At 57.5% G+C, this 14,932-nt stretch carries 9 protein-coding genes and 1 pseudogene; 5 read left to right on the top strand and 5 right to left on the bottom strand.

Going from position 1 to position 14,932, the window contains the following annotated elements:
• Positions 1–297: 297 nt before the first annotated feature.
• Both thpD and ACGK9R_RS02000 read left to right on the top strand, forming a co-directional pair.
• Positions 298–1,281: an ectoine hydroxylase gene (gene thpD, locus ACGK9R_RS01995; RefSeq protein ID WP_394577891.1), complete on the top strand. Its 984-nt coding sequence runs from the start codon at positions 298–300 to the stop codon at positions 1,279–1,281.
• Between the two features lie 676 nt (positions 1,282–1,957).
• The gene (locus ACGK9R_RS02000; RefSeq protein WP_394577892.1) at positions 1,958–2,761 is read left to right on the top strand and encodes a Crp/Fnr family transcriptional regulator; all 804 of its coding nucleotides are present in this window, start codon (positions 1,958–1,960) and stop codon (positions 2,759–2,761) included.
• 199 nt (positions 2,762–2,960) lie between these two features.
• Here ACGK9R_RS02000 and ACGK9R_RS02005 read toward each other — a convergent pair whose 3' ends face one another.
• Complete coding sequence (locus tag ACGK9R_RS02005) at positions 2,961–4,214, bottom strand: lactonase family protein (protein WP_394577893.1); 1,254 nt, start codon at positions 4,212–4,214, stop codon at positions 2,961–2,963.
• A gap of 521 nt (positions 4,215–4,735) precedes the next feature.
• On the opposite strand from ACGK9R_RS02005, the pseudogene ACGK9R_RS02010 reads away from it, so the two are divergent.
• Positions 4,736–5,355 (top strand): annotated as a pseudogene (locus tag ACGK9R_RS02010) (IS3 family transposase); the annotation flags it as partial.
• Between the two features lie 40 nt (positions 5,356–5,395).
• On the opposite strand, the gene ACGK9R_RS02015 reads toward ACGK9R_RS02010, so the two are convergent.
• Positions 5,396–7,252 carry a DUF4105 domain-containing protein gene (locus ACGK9R_RS02015; protein ID WP_394577894.1) on the bottom strand — a complete coding sequence of 619 codons (1,857 nt, stop codon included), beginning with the start codon at positions 7,250–7,252 and terminating at the stop codon, positions 5,396–5,398.
• A gap of 73 nt (positions 7,253–7,325) precedes the next feature.
• A complete protein-coding gene (locus ACGK9R_RS02020) occupies positions 7,326–7,820 on the bottom strand; it encodes a DUF3015 family protein (protein ID WP_394577895.1) in 495 nt (164 codons plus the stop codon).
• Positions 7,821–8,251: 431 nt separating this feature from the next.
• Between ACGK9R_RS02020 and ACGK9R_RS02025 the strand changes: the two genes are divergently transcribed.
• On the top strand, positions 8,252–8,917 hold the full coding sequence (locus tag ACGK9R_RS02025) for a fumarylacetoacetate hydrolase family protein (protein ID WP_394577896.1): 666 nt from the start codon (positions 8,252–8,254) through the stop codon (positions 8,915–8,917).
• 149 nt (positions 8,918–9,066) lie between these two features.
• Here the strand turns inward: ACGK9R_RS02025 and speA are convergent, their stop codons facing one another.
• Entirely contained in the window at positions 9,067–10,986 is a 1,920-nt protein-coding gene (gene speA / locus ACGK9R_RS02030) for a biosynthetic arginine decarboxylase (protein ID WP_394577898.1), read from the bottom strand.
• Entirely contained in the window at positions 10,983–11,945 is a 963-nt protein-coding gene (locus ACGK9R_RS02035) for a homoserine kinase (protein WP_394577899.1), read from the bottom strand. Before ACGK9R_RS02035 ends, speA begins: the two co-directional genes overlap by 4 nt.
• A gap of 169 nt (positions 11,946–12,114) precedes the next feature.
• Here ACGK9R_RS02035 and polA point away from each other — a divergent pair, with 169 nt between their 5' ends.
• Positions 12,115–14,874, top strand: a complete 2,760-nt coding sequence (gene polA / locus ACGK9R_RS02040; RefSeq protein ID WP_394577901.1) for a DNA polymerase I — start codon at positions 12,115–12,117, stop codon at positions 14,872–14,874.
• Positions 14,875–14,932: the final 58 nt, after the last annotated feature.

A 14,932-nucleotide genomic window follows, 5' to 3' on the forward strand; every position in this document is an offset into this window, starting at 1 on the left:
ATTTTAGTGCTCTATGCATAAGCATGGGCTAATTTTATCGCATGAGATTGCTTATCAAAAAGCCGTAAATAGCGATAAAATCGCTTAAAAAGTGCCTAATCTCGGTCAAGTTTGCGAATTAAAGTTAATAGTGGGGCGAAATGAGCAAGTTGGCGTTGTCATCATAACGTGCGATATAGAGCAAGGGGTGGACGGTTGCAAGCGCTTTTATATGGGCTACCTTGACTACTACGTTTTCGAAGCGCTATTCGGCGCTTCACTTCGATCTGAAATTTAATCATACAAGGAGTGGATTAGATGACAGTCACCAACACCCCCCTCAACGTTGTGACCGCACATAAACAGTACAGCGAATTTGGCGATATGCCCGCGACACCCGGTTCTAAAGTTCAGGACGCGTACCCCACGCGTTTGAGCGAAGCGCCGGCCGCGCTAACCCAGCCCCGCCAGGATGCGGTGGTAAAGGGTGGCGAGTTGAGCGGCCCGCTTTCCAGAGCGCAGTTAGATGAGTTCGAGCGCAAGGGCTTTCTGTTCATACCCAACCTGATCAGCGGTGACGAGCTCGACGAGCTTTGCGACGACATCACCGAGTTGATGGATCGCGACGAATTTCGCAACCGCGAGTTCAGTATTACTGAGCCCGAGAGTAACGAGATTCGCTCGCTGTTCGCCGTGCACAAACTATCGGATCGTTTGGGCAAGCTGGCCGAGGACGAGCGCGTTGCCGGTGCGGCGCGTCAGATTCTGGGTGACGACACCTACATTCATCAGTCGCGCATCAACTACAAGCCCGGTTTTGCCGGCAAGGGCTTCAACTGGCACTCGGATTTCGAGACGTGGCACGCGGAAGACGGTATGCCGCGCATGCACGCAGTAAGCGCTTCCCTGATTCTGACCGACAACCACGAGTTCAATGGCCCGCTGATGCTGATTCCCGGCTCGCACAAGGAGTTCGTTCCTTGTTTGGGCGAAACGCCGGAGGATAACCACAAGAGCTCGCTGAAAGCGCAGGAAGTGGGCGTGCCAAGTCAGGAAGCGCTGACCGAACTGGTGGCCAAGTACGGTATCGAAGCGCCGAAAGGCAAGGCCGGTGGTTTACTGCTCTTTGATTGCAACACGCTGCACGCCTCCAACGCGAACTTGTCGCCAGACCCGCGCAGCAACGTGTTCTTCGTTTTCAATCGGTTGGATAACCGCTGCCAGGCGCCCTTCGCCGCGCCGAAACAGCGCCCGGGCTTTCTGGCCCACGGCCCGAACAGTCATTGGACCCCGGGCCAGTAAACGCCTGAAATCATCATTTTGGGCGTTAAGGGTGCTTGCATAATCGAAACCCCCGTCGCGTCGCTTGTCTTGAAAAGGCAGCGGCGCGGCGGCGCGTTGATTCAAAACCGGCCGGTTGTTTAGCTTGTCAGTCCCTTTTTGACGTTAAACGTATTACGCGGCGCATTATAAAGTGCCAGCGTATAGGCGCTTGAGAAGTATGTTTTAAGTTCACAAGAGCGTTTTTATTTGTTTTGTGCATTGATTTAACTGTTTCGTTTACCCCTCTCTATAAGTTACTTTTTATTATTAGTGAGTGTTCTTGTTACGGCATTAACTGGCTTTAAACTGCGTTGTAGAGAGCGGATATTTCCCTTTAGAGAATAACGTAGGTTATTGAGAACATTCTGCTTTTATTTCAATAACATAGGTTATTACTTTAACTGCCTATATTCTTTGACAAAAAAAGCGTTATGTTGAATTATCGACTGCCTGGGTGTGATGAGCGCCATTTCACACGCGAGAGTTGTCGATACGAAGCTGTTTTAACCTTTGTTAAGAAAAGGCTGAGTGGCATGAGGTGATCGTTGCCAAGGCTGCGTATTGCTCCGTTTTGCTTGTCTGGCCGTTGGGTTATGCAGGGATATTGAGTCATCTACTTTCGAGCATAATGTTATTACGCCAGTGGAGCGCCACGATGCGTAACGAGTATAACGCCAAGGAAAAGGACGCGATGGACACGAGCGTTTATACGCCGTTACCCGGTAGGGTACCAGGAAACAGGAAGATAACGCTCCCGAGTATTCTGGGGCTTTATGGCGAGATCGACGATCAGTCGCGAGCGCTGCTCTCCGAAATCAACGCCAGGGTCATCGACCTCAAGCGCCATCAGAAGCTTTTTTTCCTCCACGAGGGCAGGGCGCGCGTGTTCATCGTGCGAAAGGGCTGGGTGAGTATCTGTCACTCGGTCAAGCATCATGGCCAGGACATCGGCAATGTTTACATGCCGGGCGATATCGTCGGTCTGCGTGAAAGTTTTTTCGACCCGGGCGACGTTGCCATCGTGGCGCTCCAGCACTGCGAACTCGAGCGCGTTGCGGTCGACGAGCTCCATGCGCTGTTCGAGCGCCACGATGCCATAAGAAAGGCGATCATTTCTTATGTCATGGTGAATGACAATATCGCCATTGCAAGGCTTCGAAGCTGTACCCACCACAAGGCCGAAGAGCGCGTCGCCCACTACCTGCTCGAGATCTACGCCCGCTACCGCTTCAAACAGGCGATCGAGGGGGATTTTTTCGCGCTGCCGATCACCCAGGAGGTGATCGGCGAGCTTTTGGGCATTACCAGCGTGCACGTGAGCCGCTGCATGACGGCACTGGAGCAGAAAAAGCTGATTCGCAAAAGTCGCACCATCATCAAGCTACTCGAGCCCGAGCGCTTGAAGGAGCGTACCGGGTTCGATGAGGCCTTAATCTATGGGCATGTATATCTGAGCTGATCTCGCTTCTTTTCGGCTGTGAACAAAAATCTCTTTAACGTTTGAGGGATGGCTCCTGGCAGACAAGCCAAGCCGAGCGGCCGTAATGCCAACCCGGCAGAAGCGTTATACGGGGTTACGTTAACAATATTCCCATGAAGAGTGTGCTTTTATACTCGCGAAGGCTGGGCAACACAGCTTTCCGTTCCCTGTGCAGTGTCTACAGGGCGGCAAAGGCAATGCTTACAGGGCTTCCGGTCTCAATGAGAGGAGCATGTGGCAAGAGCCCTCCAGACTGCGTTGAAACTTCAAAGGAAAGAAGCGTGTGCGTTAGTTCATTAGCGGCCAGCAGCCATTTCCCGGTAGGGTCAAATGTCGCAAACCTGGGGCCCTGGCCTTGGGTCGAGTGCCAGCTTGAATGGGAGAGCAGCCCGGTTGTTTGATCTATTTCGAAGACCGCGATGCTGTCATGGCCTCGGTTCGAGCAATACACAAAGCGGCCATCGCCACTGACCAGGATAGCCGATCCCGTATTATTGGCTGTGTAGTCTTGAGGCAAGGTGGTTATCACCTGTTTAGGCGTCAGCTGACCTGTTTCGACCTCAAAGTCGTACACTGCAATGGTGCTATCGAGTTCGTTGATGATATAGCAGTAGGCGTTGGCCGGATGAAAGGCCGCATGTCGTGGGCCCGCTCCAGACCGAGTCGTGATTTCCTGCGCTATAGAGAGCCGGTTGTGCTTTACATCAAGGCGTAAAGTGAAAATCTTATCCAGCCCCTTGTCTGGAACGATCACCCATTGATGGCTTGGGTCGTACTGCACTTGATGAGGGTGCGAGCCTTTTTGTTGTGTTCGATGAGGGCCAGGTTCGCCGCTAAACTCAAGCAGGTCAATCAAGGTGCCTATGCTGCCATCCTGATTGATAGAATGAAGGCCCACGGACCCCGTCGCATAGTTGGCCACCAGCAAACACTGATTGTCAGGCGTTAACGTTAGATAGACCGGGTTGGTGCCTCCGCAATTTTCGCTATTAATCAGGGAAAGCTCTCCGCTTTGTTGATCGATCGCGTAAGCGCTGACCTGGTCGATGTCGCCATGTACGGTATACAAGAGACGTTGGTTGGGGTGCACTATTAGATAAGACGGATTATCGAGGCCTGATACTTGCTGTACATGATGGAAATCGCCTGATTCGGGGTCGAAACGATACACTTCAATTCCCTTGCCTTCGGCCTTTCGCTGGAGCGTGGTGCGCGAACCAATATAAGCAAAGAGGGAGCGCTGACCGCCGGAGGCCGAATGTGTCGTCGAAGCGCTGGCTTTGGTAATCATGCCGGAAAACAAACCTCCGAAAGCGGCCGAACCCAATAACACGCCCGATGCTGTCAAAAAGCGCCGGCGTGATTCAACCGCTGGTACGTTGAGCGCGTCATGATGTGTGCTCTCTATTGTTGTTTTTTCTTTTTCAATCATTGTTTTACCTATTGTGTGCTGTTGCGGAGCTTCACAGCGTCAGACGTTATGCTTTATCCAATGAGCGATTTTTCTGTGCTTACGCAACCATCTCTCATGAGACTATTTTTTAAAATAATACAATAGTCGTGTTTTTCCATGGTTTTTTCAGATTTCTGTGTTGGATAGAAAAAGACCCGAGAATAATATTTGTTGGCAACGGTTTTTATTTTTATATATTATTTTCAGTATCTTGTATGGATATTCTGTTGGTTGTTTTTGGAAATGGTTTTTCCAAGCGAATGTCTTGAGGAATTTTTCAATGGAAGGAGATTCAGGCGCAAAATATAATTGTATTATTTTTTTATAAAAAACTATAAAGGGGCGTTGGGCTTGAAGGGCTATTGGTTTTCGCCTTGAATGGAGGGGCTCGGATGATCAACTGGACTACAGAATTTATCCTCTTCTGGTAGCGAGAGAGCTTCTAAAGTATTTTCTTCGGGAGCAGATTCATGGACATCAAGCTGCGCCAAAAAGCGACGACGAAACAGCCAGGCCTCACGCCTACAAACAGGCTGCCGTCGAACGACCGAATATCCCGAATCATCTGCATTGGCGTTTTCAGTAGAACGCCTCAATCAGGTCTGGTGGGCGGGCATCACCTACCTGGAGCGGCCAAGGCTGAAGTTATCTAGCGGTGGTGCTGGGCTTGGGTGCCCGTCGAATCCTGGGGCGGGCGATGCCCTTCCGCCCTGATGCCGATCCGGTCGTTAAAACACTGGATCACGCCTTTGAACAGCGTGGTCGACTGAAAAAAGTCATGTTCCATTCGGATTCGGGCAGCCAGTACGCCAGCCGTCAGTTCCGCCAGAAGTTCTGGCGCTATCGAATGAGGCAGAGTATGAGTCGACGCGGTAACCGTTGGGACAACGCGCCAATGGAATGACTGTTTCGCAGTCTGAAATCAGAATGGATACCGGCTACGGGGTATCGAACCTTATTGGAGGCCAAAAGAGACGTCAGTGGCTATCTGATGGGCTACTACAACCGGCAACGACCTCGTGAGTTCGACGGCGGCTTTTCGCCTATCGTTGCAGAGGAAAACTTTACATCACTGTCCGGAAATAGTGGGCCACTGCAGTTGATCACTGCGAATGATTGATTTATTAAAAACTGGGCTGAATCTGTTTTATAGTCATCGCTTAGAAGTACCAGGATAAACCTACGCTAACCTCTTTCGTGTGTTCGGCATGTTCGATACCAATGCGACCATCAAGCGATTTTCCAAGCGCTAATCTGTGCTGCAGTTGCCAGTGGGTACGCCGCCCGTCAGCGCCTTTTAGCGCATTGGTGTGAGTGGCCTGTAACAAGGTACGCTGTTCCGTATTCCAGTCCGTTAATACACCAAACTGTGCGGTCGGGGCTAACGGGCCAGTTTGGTAGCGTTCTGTGCGTGCTTGGCCGCCTATCATAACGAATGGCAGATATCGGCCCACGCGATACGATTTGCCTGCTAAAAGCGTTGCATGTGCTTCCAGGCAGCCGTTACAGGCAAGGTTCGAGCGCTCGATACCTCCCGACGCGTGCCAAGCGGTGCTGGGTAAGGCGGGCAGAGGAACGCTTTGGGCGTGCAAGTTGGTGATATGAAAAAGCGATAGTCGTCGTAGACGGACTGTTTCGTTGGTAAGAAAGAACTCAGTGCGACCAATCTCGAGCGCGGCGCTGGGCATGCGGGTGATATTACTATCCAGTAGATCGTACAGCAGCGGTCTTATCGTTAGTCGCAGAGCTTCGCCTAGCTTGTCATTATAAAGCCCTTCAACCCGTACCAGCGATGAAGGCGTTGCTTCGTGTAGCGGCGTCAAGGTTGCTGGAGTTAATGCGCTGCTTGCCTGAGGTAGCGCTAAGCGCGCTTGAAGCAGTTGACGTTCCATATCGGCCAAACTTGGCTCATTACCTGTTTGTTTGAGAAAGGCGCTGTGGCTTAGCAAGGTGTCCAGCACCCGGGCCTGACTTTCCTCGGGTAGCACCTGCAAGGTCGCATTGTTAATATCAAGCCGTTCCACGTCTGGCCAAGTGCCCTGGACAGCCTGTTGCTCTTGGCGGGTAAGCTGTTGGTAGCGGCGTTCGGTTTGCAGGCGCCGGGAGGGCACGTGGCGCGTCTCTTTTAGTAGCGGTTGGTTGTCTACTTGAGCTTCACCAATAGCGCGTATCAGCGTTTCTGGTGCTACCCAGGCGGCCCGGCCGGGTGTCAGATCCTGGTTGATGACGAGCTCCAGGGTGCGAGCAATGCGTGAAGCGCAATTCTGGGTAAGAAACAAATAGTCAAAATTCTGGCTGTGAATTTCAAACAAGTGAGCGATCAAAAGATCGCGTTTATCTGGTGCCAGGTTTAGTCGGTAGTGCCAAAGATCACGCATTTCGCGCTCACTGTAGACTGTATTGTTGCGATAAAAAGAGGCATGGGAATAGCGGGCTTCGTAGCCGCCCAACACTCCTTTCGCCATGTAAGTCATGATCCCGTCGTCCTCTGGGACATCGGCGCCGAAATTGAAACTGATGTCGAGAAGTCGAGAGATCGTCGCTTCACCGTTCTCGTCACTTTTTTCCAAATGCAGCATCAAGTGGCCAAAGAAAGAGGCCGGGTTACCCAGATAGCCCGAAGCAAACATCAGCCCGACATCCGAGTCGCCGTAGCGTCTTTGCCAGTCATCCCATTCTGGGCAGTCCGCTTCAGGCCATTGTTCGCCGGTCATTTGGGTTATCCAGCGGGCGCGAGCGGGAAACCGGCAGCGTGCATGTGGCTCGTCTGTTTGAGTCGGCCGGCGCAGAGCCGCAAGCGTTGCGGCAAGCTCCGCACCGGGATTGAATGCGCCGTTCTCAGCCAGAAAGAAAGCGTCATCCAGTACGGCGCTGCGCGGCTGGCTAAACACCCCCCCTCGATCAAAGTGCAGCAGTGAATGCCATTGTGGGTGATCAAAAAGCGCAGGCTGCTCAGCCTGACTGACACCCACGTAAAAACACAGGTAAGCTGAAAGCGCTACCAGAAGGCGTCGCATGAAAAACTTGTCCTTGCATGGTAGAGATGGGCAAAAGGGGCGGGGCTGTAAGCTTATCAGCCCCGCCGGTTTTTTAGCTGGAGGCGCAGCTAACGGCGGCCTGGTTCAGGCTGCTGTAGAATTGAAAGGATTTATCGGCGTGAGTTTGGTCAGCATAGCCGGTGGCAGCGGTGTTGCTCTGAAGATCGGCTCGCAGTTGGCTGACTACTGCTTGCTCCGCGCTGGCCGAGCAGTTCATCAGGTCAAGCGCGGCGGTCAAGTGCTCGCCTTTGCCCATGGCAGTTTCCATGGCCAACTGGTCATAAGTGGTGTCGATGAATTGAGCCACCTTGATCTCTTTGCTGCTGCAGGTATCCGGCGAGATGGTCGCAGAGGTCACGGCCGTCGAGCCTGAGTCCCAGATAACGTTTGAAAGCGCTGCTGCTGTAGTATTGTTGTCAAAAATTGCGGCACCGATACCACAATGCTGCCATGGATTGATATCCCGCTTTGCATCTGCGGCTACGGTACTGATGCCCATCATTAGGCAGCTGCTCAAAGTGGCAGCAGAAAGAATGGCAAACTTCATTTTTTTCCCTTGCATTAATTTAATGGCCTTGATTAGGAGTTTATCGGGAGGGCCATTCTCCCCCAATAATGCTGTATCACTGATCTATCTCGACTTACGGCTATACGGCGTGTTTCTCATCTGAAAAAGCACGTTTGCACCCAATATCAGGCAGTAAGGTATTAGAGCCGGAAAATTTCGAACTAAAGTTACCATTACTTGAGCGATAAGTATACGTTATTATTAGTTATTATTAGTTTTTCGCTTGCTAACTATTTGATGCCGACTTGTTCTGGCGCCAATAGCCACTTGCTTCAACGACCCTGGTTTGGAGGCAGGGCAAATAGGTCGGGGAAAAGCGGGCGGGTGGTTGTGCCGGGGGGCAGGTGGGGTAGACTAGTGCGCCTGTCGACGACTTAGCGGCACGTATAATGAGAAGGAGAGTACCCGCCATGCGTTTTGTTCCCCAATTTACCGATGGCCAGGAGTTTCCCCACGCGCTGGGCAAGGTCGTGTGCGTTGGCCGTAACTACGCCGATCACGCCAGGGAGTTGGATAACCCGGTTCCCTCCGAGCCGCTTCTGTTCATCAAGCCGGCGACCAGCGTGGTCGATCTTGCCAAACCGCTGGAGCCCCCCTTCTCGCGCGGCGACGTACACTTCGAAACCGAGCTGGCGCTTCTGATCGGCGAGACGCTGACCCACGCCACCCACGAGCAGGCCGAGCGCGCCATCGTCGGCATTGGCCTGGCGCTGGATCTCACCCTGCGCGACGTGCAGAGCAAGCTCAAACAAAGCGGCCACCCCTGGGAGATCGCCAAGGCTTTTGACGGCGCCTGCCCGCTCTCCGCATTCTTGCCGCTTTCCCGCGTGCCCAACTGGAACGCGCTGAGCTTTACCCTCGAGATCAACGGCGAGCAGCGCCAGTACGGCGAAGGCGCGGACATGCTGTTCGCGATTCCCACGCTGGTCGCGGAAATGAGCCGCCACTTCACCCTGGAGCCCGGCGATGTAGTGCTGACCGGCACCCCAGCCGGCGTCGGCGAGCTGCCCCGCGGCGCGGCACTCAAGCTGGCTCTGACCGGCGGGCTCGAGGTGAATACTAGCGTCGTCGAGTAACGCTTCAACGCAAAAGCGCCGCTGGCTGAGTGCCGGCGGCGCTTTTTTGTGCCTTTGCGTTTTATCTCGTTACGCTTTCGTTCGAGATGCCTGGGTAAACGCTATTCGAGACAAGGGCTATTCAAGACAGGTTCTATTCAAGATAGGTTCTATTCGAGATAGGTGTAGCCCTCGAGCCCTTCGTTGAGGCTCGCCGCGAAGCGCTCCCGCTCGGTCTCGGAAAAATCGCTTCTGGTGAGCTGATCGAACAGTTTGCGCTTGAGCACGCTGGCGTCGAAGTTCACGTAGCCCAGCACGTTGGCCACGGTGTCGCCGGCCTGGGGGTTGGAGAAGACCCACTCGCCGCGCTCGTTGAGCGCCGCATCCACGGAGTCGGTGTCGCCAAACAGGTTGTGCAAATCGCCCAGAATCTCCTGGTAGGCGCCGACGAGGAAAAAGCCCAGCCAGCGCTCGTCTTCGCTTTGCCACTCGGGCAGCGGCAGGGTGCTCTCGACACCCTGACCATCGACGTAGCTGTCGATACGCCCGTCGGAGTCGCAGGTGATGTCCTGAATCACCGCGCGGCGGGTCGGCGGGGCGTCGAGGCCGGTCAGCGGCAGCACGGGAAAGATCTGCTCGATGCCCCATACGTCCGGCACCGACTGGAACAGCGAGAAGTTGACGAACAGCTTGTCGGCGAGCTTTTCGGCCAGCTCGTCGAGAATTTCACGGTGGGCGCGGTTGCGGCTATCAAGCTGGCCCTTCAACCGCGCGCAGGCGGCCATGTAGAGCCGCTCGCCCTGGGCACGGGCGTCGATGGTAGAAAGCCCGAGCACGAAGCGCTCATGAAGCTCCGATACCGCCTGCAGCACGTCGTGCCATGCCTCGACCAGCATGCGCGGCTCCTGGGGTGTTTCGAGCTGGTCGAACACCCGCCACAGCGCCTCGACCTGGGGGTCGTCCTGCTCGTGGCGAGCAGGGGGCGTGTCGTCGATGCGCTCCTCGCCGATCACGTTGGTGATCAGCACCGCGTGGTGGGCGGTCAGCGCCCGGCCTGACTCGCTGATCAGGTGCGGCGCGGGCAGGTTCGCCTCCTGGCAGAGCTGGGCGAAGGCGTTGACCACGTTGCGGGCGTACTCGCGCATCGAGTAGTTGACTGAACAGTCGCTTCTGGAGCGGGTGCCTTCGTAGTCGATACCCAAACCGCCGCCGACATCGACGGTGTCGACCGGGGCGCCAAGGGCGATCAGGTTCTGGTAGAAGCGGGCGCACTCGCGAAGCCCGCGCTGGATGTCGCGAATGTTGGCGATCTGCGAGCCCAGGTGAAAGTGCACCAGCTGCAGGCTCTCCAGCGCGTTCTCGCGCTTGAGCGTATCGACGACGCTCAGGATCTGGCTGGCGGTCAGGCCGAACTTCGACTTCTCGCCGCCGGTGTTCTGCCACTTGCCCTTGCCTACCGAGGAGAGCCGGGCGCGCAGGCCGATGCGCGGGGTGACCTCGAGCTCGCGGGCTTCTTCCAGAATGAGCGAAAGCTCCGAGAGCTTCTCGACCACCAGATACACCTTGTGGCCGAGCTTCTCGCCGAGCAGCGCCAAGCGCACGTACTCACGGTCCTTGTAGCCGTTGCACACGATCAGTGACGAGCCGGCATCCGAGAGCGCCAGCACCGCCAGAAGCTCCGGCTTGCTGCCCGCCTCGAGCCCCACGCGACCGCTGCCGCGCTCGGCGGTGGCGAGAATCTCCTCGACCACGCGGCGCTGCTGGTTGACCTTGATCGGGTAGACCGCGGTGTAGCCGCCTGTGTAGTCGGCTTCCTGCATGGCGGCGTCAAACGCGCTACAGAGCTGCTCGACCCGGTCGTGAAGAATGTCGCTGAAGCGCACCAGCACCGGCAAGCGCAGGCCCGCGTTTTGGAGCTCGCGGGTCAGCGCGTTGAGCGACAGCGCCGGCCCTTCGATGTCGCTGCCCAAGGGGCGCACTAGCGCCTGGCCCTGGTCGTCGACATCGAAGTAGCCGCTGCCCCACTGGTCGATGTTCCAGGTGCGGCGGGCGCGCTGGGCGGCGCTCGGTGCGGTCAGCGAATCACTCATCGAGTAGTCACCTCGGGTAGCGGCAGCGCGCCGTGGTCGATGCGCGCCTGCAAAATGGTGCGAAAACGCGCCGGGTCGTGGGGCGTCAGGTCGTGGGCCGGCGGGTCGACGTAGACGACCAGCAGCCGGGAAAGCCAGTAGCGCAGGGCCGTCATGCGCAGCATCACCGGCCACAGCGCGCGCTCGTCCGCGTTGAACGGGCGCCGCGCCAGATACGCGCCGAGCACGGCGTCGTAGCGCTCGGCGTTGAGCCGGCCATCGTTGTCCGTGGCCCAGTCGTTGATCACGATGGCCACGTCGAACAGAAACTCGCCGGTGCAGCCGTTGTAAAGATCGATGATACCGCCGAGTTCATCGCCTTCGAACAGCGTGTTGTCGCGGAAGAGATCGCCGTGCAGCGCGCCGGACGGAAGCTCTTCCACCTCGGCGAAGGCGGCCTCGAACTCGTCGACCTGGTCTTTCATCAGCGACTGGTCCTCCGGGCTCAAATACCCCAGCACCTTGTGATGGACCGCCCTCAGCCAGTGAAGATCCCGCGGGTTGGGGCGTTGACCGGGAAAATGCTTCGAGACCACATGAAGCCGCCCCAGCGCGTCGCCCAGCGCCCGGCACTGGGCAAGATTAGGATGTGCCGGATGGCGGCCCGGCATGCGCGGGAACAAAAGCGCCGGCTTGCCCGCCAGACTCTGCAGCGCGGTGCCTTCCCGGTCGTGGACCGGGCCCGGCACTGGGATGCGGTGTTCGTCCAGGTAGTCCATCAGCTCGACGAAAAACGGCAGTTCCTCGTGCTCGCCCTGCTCGAACAGCGTCAGCACCAGCTCGCGGCGATCGGTGGTGACGAAAAACGTCGAGTTTTCGGTGCCGCCGGCCACGCCCTTGAGCGCCTTGAAGGCGCCCACATCGAATTTTTCCAGAAAGGTGGCGACCTGCGCGTCGCCAAGCGGGGTGAATACAGCCATCGTTTGCTCGCCCGGATTTTTGAGCGCCCATTGTAGCGAGTCATGGCGCCACTTGGCAGCGTTGTGGCGATTTCCTCGCCCGCGAATTCGGCACCCGGGGCCGGGAGCGCGTATCATGAGGCGATACGCTCACGCGCTTTCGCGCCCAGTCACATCAGGAACTATGGTTATGGCCCGCGCTCCCATCGTGCTCGTCGACGGCTCGTCGTACCTGTACCGCGCCTTTCACGCGCTGCCCCCGCTCAACGCCTCCAACGGCCAGCCCACCGGCGCCGTGAAAGGGGTGCTGAACATGTTGAAGCGCCTGATCAAGGACTACCCGAAAAGCCCCATGGCGGTGGTGTTCGACGCCCCGGGCAAGACCTTTCGCGACGAGATGTACAGCGAGTACAAATCCCACCGCCCGCCGATGCCCGACGACTTGAGAAGCCAGGTACAGCCGCTGCACGACTGTGTGCGCGCGCTGGGCCTTCCGCTTCTGTGCATCGAAGGGGTCGAGGCGGACGACGTCATCGGCACGCTCGCCTTTCACGCCACAAGCGCCGGGCGCGACGCGGTGATCTCCACCGGCGATAAGGACATGGCCCAGCTGGTGAATGCTCACATCACGCTGGTCAACACCATGAAGGACGAAACCCTCGATGAAGCCGGGGTGGAGGCGAAGTTCGGCCTGCCGCCGTCCCTGATCATCGACTACCTGGCGCTGATGGGCGACAAGGTCGACAACATCCCCGGCGTACCCGGGGTGGGGGAGAAGACCGCCATCGGCCTTTTGCAGGGCATGGAAGGCGGGCTCGACACCATCTACGGCGATCTGGAGAAGGTGAAAACCCTGAGCTTTCGCGGTGCCAAAACGCTGCCGAAAAAGCTCGAGGAGCACCGCGAACAGGCGTATCTGTCGTATAAGCTCGCCACCATCAAGACCGACTGCGAGCTGCCGGTGGGCCTCGATGATCTCGAGATCGCCCACCCGGATCGCGAAAAGCTCACCGAGCTCTACCAGGCGCTCGAGTTCAAGCAGTGGCTTGCCGAGCTGCTCGAAGGCCAGGACGAAGGCGTCGATGACGTGACAGGCGGCGAGCCGGTGGCGGATGACGCCTCCAGGCCCGCCGCAAGTGCCGCGCGGGAAGATCACGTTATCACCGACCAGAAAACGTTGGACGCATGGCTTTCTCGGCTGAAAAAAGCCGAGCGCTTCTGTTTCGATCTGGAAACCACCAGCCTCAACTACATGGAGGCAGAGATCGTCGGCGTCGGGCTTTGTCTGGAAGCGGGGGAGGCGGCCTACATTCCGCTGGCGCATGACTACCTCGACGCGCCCACTCAGCTGGATAGAGCCGAGGTGCTCGCTGCCCTCAAGCCGATTCTGGAGAGCGAAAAAGCGGTCAAGGTCGGCCAGAACTTGAAGTACGACATCTCGGTACTCGCCAACTATGACATCACGGTGGCCGGTAAGCTTGCCGACACCATGCTGGCATCTTATGTGCTCAACTCCACCGCCACCCGCCACGACATGGACTCACTGGCGCTCAAGTACCTGGGCGAAAAGACCATCTCGTTCGAGGAAATCGCCGGCAAGGGGGCCAAGCAGCTCACCTTCAACCAGATCGCGCTGGAACAAGCCGCGCCCTACGCCTGTGAGGACGTCGACATCACCCTGCGCCTGCACGACACCCTGCGCCCGCTGGTCGAGAAGGAGGGGCGCCTGGCTGACGTGCTCGATCACCTGGAGCTGCCGCTGATCAAGGTGATCTCGCGCATCGAGCGCAACGGCGTGGCGATCGACGACGAGCGCCTGCATCAGCAGAGCCAGCAGCTCGATAAACGTATCCGCGAGCTCGAAAGCGAGGCGTTCGAGCTTGCCGGGCGCGAGTTCAACCTCGGCTCGCCCAAGCAGCTCGGCGAAATACTCTTCAACGAGCTGAAGATTCCGGTGCTCAAGAAGACGCCCAAGGGCGCGCCTTCCACCGCCGAGGCGGTGCTCGAAGAGCTGGCGCTCGACTACCCGCTGCCCAAGGTGATCATGCAGCACCGCGGACTTTCGAAGCTCAAATCGACCTACACCGACAAGCTGCCGCGCTTGATCGACAAGGCGAGCAAGCGGGTGCATACCAGCTACCACCAGGCGGTCACCGCCACCGGGCGGCTCTCATCGAGTGATCCGAACCTGCAGAACATCCCCATCCGCACCGAGGAAGGGCGCAAGATCCGCCAGGCCTTCGTCGCCCGGCCCGGCTACAAGATCGTCGCCGCCGACTACTCGCAGATCGAGCTGCGCATCATGGCGCACCTTTCCGAGGACAAGGGGCTGCTGGAGGCCTTCGCCGAAAACCGCGATATCCACACCGCCACCGCCGCGGAAGTCTTTGGCACCACGCTCGATAAGGTCAGCAGCGATCAGCGCCGCAGCGCCAAGGCGATCAACTTCGGGCTGATCTACGGCATGAGCGCCTGGGGGCTGGGTAAACAGCTGCACATCGAGCGCGGCCAGGCGCAGACCTACATCGACCGCTACTTCGACCGCTACCCCGGGGTCGCGCGCTACATGGAGCGCATTCGCAGCCAGGCCGCCGAGGACGGGTTCGTCGAAACCGTGTTGGGGCGGCGCCTGTACCTGCCGGAGATCCATTCGCAAAACCGCGCCCGCCGCCAGGGCGCCGAGCGCACCGCGATCAACGCGCCGATGCAGGGCACCGCCGCCGACATCATCAAGCAGGCGATGATCGACGTGGATGCCTGGCTCGCCGAGGGTGAGTTCGACGCGCTGATGGTCATGCAGGTCCACGACGAACTGGTGTTCGAGGTGAAGGAAGCTCAGGTCGAAACGTTCATCAAGGAAGTGCAAGAACGGATGCAGGGCGCGGCGGAGTTGAAAGTGCCGCTGATCGTCGAGGCGGAAACCGGCGACAACTGGGACGAGGCGCACTGACGCGAGTGATGCTCACAACGAAACGGCCCGCCGAATGGCGGGCCGTTTGGGTTCTGGC

Source organism: Halomonas sp. HNIBRBA4712 (assembly GCF_043558675.1).
Taxonomy (GTDB): Bacteria; Pseudomonadota; Gammaproteobacteria; order Pseudomonadales; family Halomonadaceae; genus Vreelandella.